Source organism: Chryseobacterium sp. Leaf394 (assembly GCF_001424105.1).
Lineage (GTDB): Bacteria > Bacteroidota > Bacteroidia > Flavobacteriales > Weeksellaceae > Chryseobacterium.
In genome coordinates this window covers 157,535-165,404 of sequence record NZ_LMQH01000011.1, presented here as the reverse complement: position 1 = coordinate 165,404, position 7,870 = coordinate 157,535, and the positions used below count along the sequence as shown (strand labels likewise).

Here is a 7,870-nt window from a genome sequence, read left to right as displayed (position 1 = left end):
AAAAAAAGCTTTCAGCAAATGAAACTGAAGATATTCTCAACATTCTGAAAACAAGAATACTAGATGACAGATTTAATTTAAAAAACTCAGACTGGAAATCAGTGGAAGAGAAACTTCTTGCCAATCCTGAAAAACTGTGGAGTCTAGCTCAAATGGAAAAAACAGGCGGTGAACCCGATCTGGTGGAAGCTGAAGAAGAGCTTGTATTCTTTGACTGCTCCAAAGAAAGTCCTGCAGGAAGAAGAAGTTTCTGCTACGACCATGAAGCCCTTTTAGCAAGAAAAGAAAATAAACCACAGGATTCTGCGGTAAATGCAGCTCAGGAAATGGGCATCGAACTGTTGGACGAACAGCAGTACCGACACCTGCAAACGCTGGGAAAATTTGATGAGAAAACTTCCAGCTGGATTAAGACGCCATCTGAAATACGCCAATTGGGTGGTTCACTGTTCTGTGACCGCAGATACGATTTCGTATTTCTCTACCATAACGGTGTACAGTCTTATTACGCATCAAGAGGATTCAGAGGTTGTGTGAAAATTTAAAAGAAAAAAGCTGCGTTTTGCAACGCAGCCCCAACTAAAAACTAAAGCTTATAAATTATTATTTAAAAACTTTATCTAAAAAAACATTTCTTTTTTTCATTTCAAAAACAAGCCATCCAATTCAATTTTTCTGCCAAAAATGGCAAAAATGATATTGTGTCTTTAGAATTCCTCTGAGAATAAACTTGTTGATGCAAAAATAATTCGACAGGAGTTTAGTTTATTTGCAAAAAATTACAAATATTTTGTGATTTTAAACATATAATTTACAGAAATTTAACCTTATTTTTTTACTATATCTGAAACATAATCATATAAATTTAATTTTAATTTCATAAAAAGTACCCATTCCCCACCAATTATTTTTAATTATAATTTCAAACTTACAATTGTCATATACGACAATTTCGCTGTATTGGTTTACATAAATCGAACTTCGTGATAAATTCTTCGCTCTGCAATAATTCAGGTTTTTGGAAGACATCAAGTATTATTATACCTTTGAGTTTTTAAAAGTGATATTTATGAATGTACAGATTTTAGATTTTTGGGTAGGAAATTTCAGAACTGAAAAAGATTTTTTCAACTTTACAGAGGAAGACGAAAATTACTACATCGAGGAAGAATCTGATGAGACCTATATTTCAAAATTTGCCGAGTCGCAGGACACCGTTTGGTTTGATCAGGATTTGATGGAATATGGTTTTGAACAGAGCATCCAGCACTTTTCTGAATATTCTTTTGCCGAACAGTGGCTTCCGGTTTTATACAACAGAATCAATGAAATGAATCTTAAATTTGACATTAACTCGCTTGTATTTGTAAGCCAGGGACAGATTCCGCAACCGAAATCTGTGGAAAATGATGAGTTTTCTCTGGTATATGTGGGTGGAATTGAGTTTGAGTATTAAAATGATAGTATCATTTGATAGTATCATTTTAGTTTAAAGTTTTAAGATGCCTAAAATTTCCTCATGCATAAACTTACCTCCAGGATAATCTGCTGTATAATCTAGGTTTAACCAAAATCCACCACTTGCATCTTCGTGATAATGTATAACATCTTTATCAATTTCATTTTTAAAAAGTTTTTGACTAATAATATAATTTACGTTTTCTAATGATTTTTTGTCCTCAATATATAATTCTGGATATAAATGTCCGTCTGTACTTACCAACCGGACTTTACCTCCTATTGATTTTATAGCTGCTGCAATTGCAATTGAGTAATCATCACAATCCCCCGAAAATCTTTTTCTTGAAAATGTTTCACTAGCTTTTGCATAGTATTCCTCACCTTGGGGATCATTTACATAGTTCCAATTTTCTCTAATTTTTTTAAAGACAGCGAAAAATTGAATCAAATTGCAATAATCTCTGTATTCTTTACAACTAAATTTATCATCTTCTGTAGATGTTAAAGCAAAATCTCGAACAATAGGATTTGAATAGTCAACCGCTGCAATAATTTCGTTCTTATCTTTAAATGGTTTTAATTTAGAAAAAACTGATTCTTGTAATTCAGGACCATTATTAATCGCAATTATGTAAGATTTATAATCCAAAAAAAGTTTTGAAAATCCATATTTATTTTGAACAGATCCATATGTCAAAAATATCAATATTGCACAGACAGTAATTAGGATAAGGTTGGTAAACTTCTTAAAAACTACTCCCAATAAAAAAGTAATAATTAGAAATAGCAATAATTTTTCGTATTTATAATATCCTTCTACAATCGGCAAAAATTGATTTAATATAATTGATATTGGAAAAGCGATTATTAAAGTTAAAAGATAAATCACTACACTTGAAATTGTTTTTTTACTTTTACTTTGATCAAGCTTTTTGTATACTGATCTATCATCAAATTCTAATTGGATACGACATGTTTTGCAAGTAAACGATACGTGCTTTCCTTTTGGAACCCTCATCTTACTTTGACATTCCGGACACTGAATAATTATTTTCTCTTCCATCTTTTAATGCGCTTCCAGCCAGTTCTTCCCTACTCCAACTTCCACTAACAAAGGAACCTGCGTTTCAATCGCATTTTCCATTTCGGTTTTAATGATATGTTTTGCAACTTCTACCTCATCAACCGGAGCTTCAAAAATAAGTTCGTCATGTACCTGAAGAAGCATTTTCGTCTGCAATTTTTCCTTTTCCAGTTCTTTCTGAATTTTTATCATCGCCATTTTCACAACATCGGCAGCGCTTCCCTGAATAGGAGCATTCACGGCATTTCTCTCAGCATGAGCGCGAACTACAAAATTTCCGGAATTGATGTCTTTCAGATGACGTTTTCTTCCTAAAATTGTTTCTACATAACCCTGATCACGGGCAATCTGTACCTGCGAAGCCATGTAAGCTTTTAATTTTGGATAGGTTTCGTAATAGGCTTCGATCATCTGCTTTGCTTCCGATCTCGATAATCCGGTTTGTTCTGCCAAAGCAAAGGCGCCCTGACCGTATAGAATTCCGAAGTTGACCGTTTTTGCCTGTCCACGCTGCGTTTTAGAAACTTCTTCCAAAGGAATATTAAACAGTTTTGCAGCTGTGGAAGCGTGAATATCTTCACCATCCTGAAACGCTTTGATCATATTGTCTTCACCCGAAATTTCGGCGATCAGACGCAATTCAATCTGAGAATAATCGGCAGAGATAATTTTCTTTCCTTCACCTGAAACAAACGCTCCACGGATTTGCTGACCTCTCAACGTACGGATCGGAATATTCTGCAAATTCGGGTTTACACTCGCCAAACGACCTGTTGCAGCCGTTGTCTGTGAGAAATTAGTATGCACACGGTTATCATCTATATCAATCTGCGAAGGCAATGCATCTACATAGGTTGATTTTAATTTCTGATACGTTCGGTATTCTAAAATATGCTGTATGATCTCATGCTTGGAAGATAATTTCTGAAGAATATCTTCCGATGTAGCGTATTGTCCAGTCTTTGTCTTTTTTGCTTTGGGGTCGAGCTGCATTTTTTCAAACAGAACCTCGCCCAACTGCCGCGGAGAGTTCATATTAAATTCTTCGCCGGAAATTTCAAATATTTTTGATTCTAACTGTCTTAAATCATTTTCAAGGTCGATACTTTCCTGAGCCAGCCATTTCTCGTCTAAAGAAATTCCTTCGAGTTCCATTTTAGCCAACACTTCCATCAAAGGCATTTCGATGTTGTAGAAAAGATCTTCGAGATTTTCTTTCTTTAACTGTGGCGCAAACAGTTCATACAGCTGGAAAGTTACATCAGCATCTTCTGCCGCGTAATCAGTTTGCGTTCTCAAATCAGCATCTCTGAAACTGCCCTGATTTTTTCCCTTCTTACCGATAATGGTTTCAATGGAAACGGGTTTATAATTTAAATATACTTCTGAAAGATAATCCATACCGTGTCTTCCGTCAGGATTGAGAAGATAATGCGCAATCATCGTGTCAAACATGGCTCCTTTCACGGTCATGTTGTACTGTTTCAGAACTTTGTAATCGTATTTTAAGTTGTGAGCAATTTTTATTAAATCTTCCTTTTCAAAAAACGGTCTGAAAATCTCAAGCGTCTGCAAAACTTCGCCCTGATCTGCTGAAAGCGGCACGTAATAGGCCAATCCTTTTTTGTAAGAGAAACTCATTCCCACCAGTTCGGCTTCCAGTTCATTCAAAGAAGTGGTTTCCGTGTCAAAGCAGACTGCTCTCTGCTTTAAAAGATTCTGAACTAATATTTTCTGAGCCTTCGGATTATCAACAAACTGATACAGATGATCGTTTTCTGTGATGGTTTCTTTGGTAGAAGTTGCCTGATCGAGTTCTTCGAAACTGGCAAAAAGGTCGAGCTGTCCGACATTTCTCGCAACCTTCTGCTGAGGCGTTTCGGAAGTTGAAACTTCGGTTTCGCTGATAATTACCCCATCTTTCTCAACCGTTGTGGTTTTTACAGTAACGGTTTCGGCCGGTGCGAATGCTCTGTACAGATTTTCGTAGAGTCTTCTGAATTCAATTTCGTCAAAAATTTCTTTTACTTTTTCAAAATCAGGCGTTTCAAGATCGTATTGTTCCTGATGAAATTCCACTGGCGCATCACAAATGATTGTTGCCAACTTTTTAGATAAAATTCCACGCTCGGCAGAAGCCTCCACTTTTTCTTTGAGTTTACCTTTTAGTTTATCTGTATTGGCTAAAAGATTTTCAATACTTCCAAATTCCTGAAGAAATTTCATTGCGGTTTTTTCACCAACGCCCTGCAATCCCGGAATATTATCAGACGCATCTCCCATCATCGCCAAATAGTCGATCACCTGTTTCGGATTTTCAACACCATATCTTGCTTTAACTTCATCTACTCCTAAAATATTTACATCTCCACCCCTAAAACCTGGTCGGTAAAGCTTAATTTTATCCGTAACCAATTGTGCAAAATCTTTGTCTCCGCTTACAATATAACTTGTATAATTTTGCTTTTCTGCTTTACATGCTATAGTACCAATTACATCATCAGCCTCATAGCCTTTAATTCCTAAACTAGGAACATGCATAGCATCCAAAATTCGATGAATATAGGGAATTGCCAATGTAATAGCTTCAGGTGTTTCACTTCGATGTGCTTTATATTCAGCATAATCGTTGGTCCGGATACTTGCCTCTCCGACATCAAAAATCACTGCTAAATGCGTAGGTTTTTCTCTTCTAATCAGTTCAATCAAAGAATTCATAAAACCAAAAATGGCTGTTGTTTCCATTCCTGAAGACGTGTATCTCTGATTGTTAGTCATTGCATGAAATCCTCTGTAAATCATTGCATAAGCATCGATGAGAAAAAGCCTTTTGTCCTGTGTTGCGTCCATATCTTGAATAATGAACAAATATAAGAAAATGGGATTGTCTGGAAAATGTTTGAGGATTTAAAAAGAGATATTTTGACTTTGATCCGCCGTCATTTTTTTGAAGTTTCTTCTTACGATGAGTATTCTATGAGAAATTGTTCATAGGTAATAATTATGTCCTAAATTGGTCAAGCGATAAATAGGTATATTTATTCTTTGATGGAAATCGCCATGTCTTCCATATTATTTTTTAATACTGTGCTGATATAATTTCCTTTTTTTCTATCTATACTTGCTGTTGCAAAAGTCATTGGTGATTTATATTTAACCCCTTTAAAATCAGGACTAGTGAGAACCGGCATCATATAAAATGCATTCTTTTCATTATCAATATCCATAAACCATTTACCACCAATATACTTTCGAAATGTTTCACCAATATATATAGTCAATAAATCAAATATTGTAGGATCTTTTATTAACTGATCTTCACTCTTATAAGTTTTTAAAATCCATCCCTCTAATTCATCTAATGATTTGATACTGTAATTCAGATTAAGATTATTTTCTTGAGCAAACCCTTCTGTGAATAAATCCATTTTATCATCAATATCAAATATCCAATCTTGGAAGTTTTCTTTTGTATATAGCATATTTAATTTATTTTATGGTTTATGTGAAACTTTAATACCTGCAGCTTTTAATTCATCAAGTAATGGTTGGCTTGCACCACCATCAATTCTCCACTCAATATCCCACCCATCTCTAACTAACTGCTTATCTCTTTTTATTTCGTACATTAATTCTTCTGTCCTAGAGAAATAATTTCCAGACTTCACCTCAATTCCTTTTTGTTTTTTTACATCAGCAATATCTAACCTACGATTTACAGTGTTTCCGTCTAATTCAACTTCTACTGTAACTTCTCGTTTACCCCATCCTACTTTTTCATGATAAGCATCTGCTGCCGCATTTCCTTTATTAGCATTCTGAATAGCAACATCATATTTTTTACTCCAATCATCATAATCTAATTCACCACCTCTAGCTTGGTAATCTTCCCATCTTTGAGCTTTATGCTCTGGAGTACCAGCCTCCAATTTATACCCATTATGCACCAAAATTCCATCCTCAGTCACATAATAATTCTCATTATCCTTAATATCAAAATTATAAACTTTTTCGTAATGAGGCAAGGTTTCTATGCTGATAATTGTAGTGTAATCTCCACCTTTTAAATGTAGCAAATCTCCTGCTTTCAGGTTTCCAGCTTCTATCCATTCATCATTGCAGAAAAATCTACATTACATTTGTGTATTAAAAAAGCAACCAATCTTTATGGTTGCTTTTTTTTGTTTAAATATAACTATAGAAGTTTGTACAGAATAATGTTACCTTATATTCTGAATTTTGTAAGTTATTGAACCAAAAACTTTTATGATTTTATGTAAATCACGCTATTACAAAATAGTTTCCATGATAAAGCAATTTATTCCAATATATACTATCCATTTAATAGTTCTTGCCACTCTTCAAAAGAAAGAGGAGGTAAACCTTGTTTCTCTCTCTGCTCATTTTTAATTTTTACTGAAATTGGTGTAATCTTCACTCTACTATTCTTCTTTGCAATTTCAATCTCTTGTTGAGAAGGAAGTTCAGGTAAAATTAATTGGTTTGTATATTCTTCTATACTTTCAGCAACCTTTTTCGGCCATTTATCAACTCCCTCAAGTCCCCAATCATCAGTTTCATGAAACCAATAATAAAGCTCGTCAGACTTCTTGTTCATACACAATAAATCTCCGCCATCTATACTTCCTACAGGAAAAATTTCATCAGGCATTCTATTTACATACGTCTCGTAATTCTCTGATAAACTTTGGTATTTATCTTCTGATATTCCAAAAAAATAATTTAGATTAAATTCAAGGTTATTTTTTTTATAGAATGTTTTAACGGGCTTACAGACATTATAATCCAGTATGAGTTGCTTGAAGCTTATAGGAAGTTCCAAATCATATCTCAATTCAAAATCCTTAATTTTTCCAATCAAGACCTCTTTGTCTAATTCTACTAATGTTAATAATTTAGTCATATTATTTATTTTAAGGCAAAGTTCCATCTCTTAGACCAGAGGCTCCTCCGGTATGTGGAAAATTACCGTAAATTGATTTAGGAACTAATTGCATTGTTAATCCATCTTCGACATGATGCCAAACATATCCTGCTGGAGTTTCCGTGTAACCTGCAGCTGCATTAGCTAAAGCTTCATCATGTGAATACTTTCCATTCATACCTGTTACTGGACTAACTTCATCAATTGCATGTGGAGAAAAATCTGGATAACCTGCAGAATTATAAGTGACAGAATCTCCGTTAATATCTGTATAAGTTATAATACCATCAGGATGATTGATTGTTTGGGAATGATCAATTTTTTTGTTTGTAGATGAAGGGCTTCTTGGTTTACACCCATTATGCACCAAAGTTCCATCC

Annotated in this window: 7 protein-coding genes and 1 pseudogene; 2 read left to right on the top strand and 6 right to left on the bottom strand. The window is 34.4% G+C overall.

The window, feature by feature from the left end:
• Positions 1–545 (top strand): DUF4256 domain-containing protein (locus ASG21_RS05425; RefSeq protein ID WP_082482437.1); only part of this gene is annotated, 545 nt, incomplete at its 5' end.
• A 524-nt stretch (positions 546–1,069) separates the two neighbouring features.
• Entirely contained in the window at positions 1,070–1,456 is a 387-nt protein-coding gene (locus ASG21_RS05420) for an immunity 22 family protein (RefSeq protein ID WP_056076844.1), read from the top strand.
• Between the two features lie 33 nt (positions 1,457–1,489).
• Here ASG21_RS05420 and ASG21_RS05415 read toward each other — a convergent pair whose 3' ends face one another.
• The 6 genes and pseudogenes from ASG21_RS05415 to ASG21_RS05390 form a co-directional block, all read right to left on the bottom strand.
• Positions 1,490–2,524 (bottom strand): transglutaminase domain-containing protein, encoded by a 1,035-nt coding sequence (locus ASG21_RS05415; protein WP_056076843.1) that lies wholly within the window; start codon positions 2,522–2,524, stop codon positions 1,490–1,492.
• Between the two features lie 3 nt (positions 2,525–2,527).
• On the bottom strand, positions 2,528–5,395 hold the full coding sequence (polA, locus tag ASG21_RS05410) for a DNA polymerase I (protein ID WP_056076841.1): 2,868 nt from the start codon (positions 5,393–5,395) through the stop codon (positions 2,528–2,530).
• A gap of 188 nt (positions 5,396–5,583) precedes the next feature.
• On the bottom strand, positions 5,584–6,027 hold the full coding sequence (locus tag ASG21_RS05405; protein ID WP_056076839.1) for a hypothetical protein: 444 nt from the start codon (positions 6,025–6,027) through the stop codon (positions 5,584–5,586).
• A gap of 12 nt (positions 6,028–6,039) precedes the next feature.
• Positions 6,040–6,660, bottom strand: a pseudogene (locus ASG21_RS20560) (Hint domain-containing protein); the annotation flags it as partial.
• Between the two features lie 218 nt (positions 6,661–6,878).
• Positions 6,879–7,469, bottom strand: a complete 591-nt coding sequence (locus ASG21_RS05395; protein ID WP_157844510.1) for an SMI1/KNR4 family protein — start codon at positions 7,467–7,469, stop codon at positions 6,879–6,881.
• Positions 7,470–7,479: 10 nt separating this feature from the next.
• The coding region (locus tag ASG21_RS05390) for an HNH endonuclease (RefSeq protein WP_185113710.1) at positions 7,480–7,870 on the bottom strand (391 nt) is incomplete at its 5' end.

What these genes read in the sequence shown, in the direction of transcription:
- ASG21_RS05395 (WP_157844510.1), bottom strand. Translation starts at nt 7,469, where the DNA reads ATGACTAAATTATTAACATTAGTAGAATTAGACAAAGAGGTCTTGATT.
- polA (WP_056076841.1), bottom strand. Translation starts at nt 5,395, where the DNA reads ATGGACGCAACACAGGACAAAAGGCTTTTTCTCATCGATGCTTATGCA.
- ASG21_RS05420 (WP_056076844.1), top strand. Translation starts at nt 1,070, where the DNA reads ATGAATGTACAGATTTTAGATTTTTGGGTAGGAAATTTCAGAACTGAA.
- ASG21_RS05415 (WP_056076843.1), bottom strand. Translation starts at nt 2,524, where the DNA reads ATGGAAGAGAAAATAATTATTCAGTGTCCGGAATGTCAAAGTAAGATG.
- ASG21_RS05405 (WP_056076839.1), bottom strand. Translation starts at nt 6,027, where the DNA reads ATGCTATATACAAAAGAAAACTTCCAAGATTGGATATTTGATATTGAT.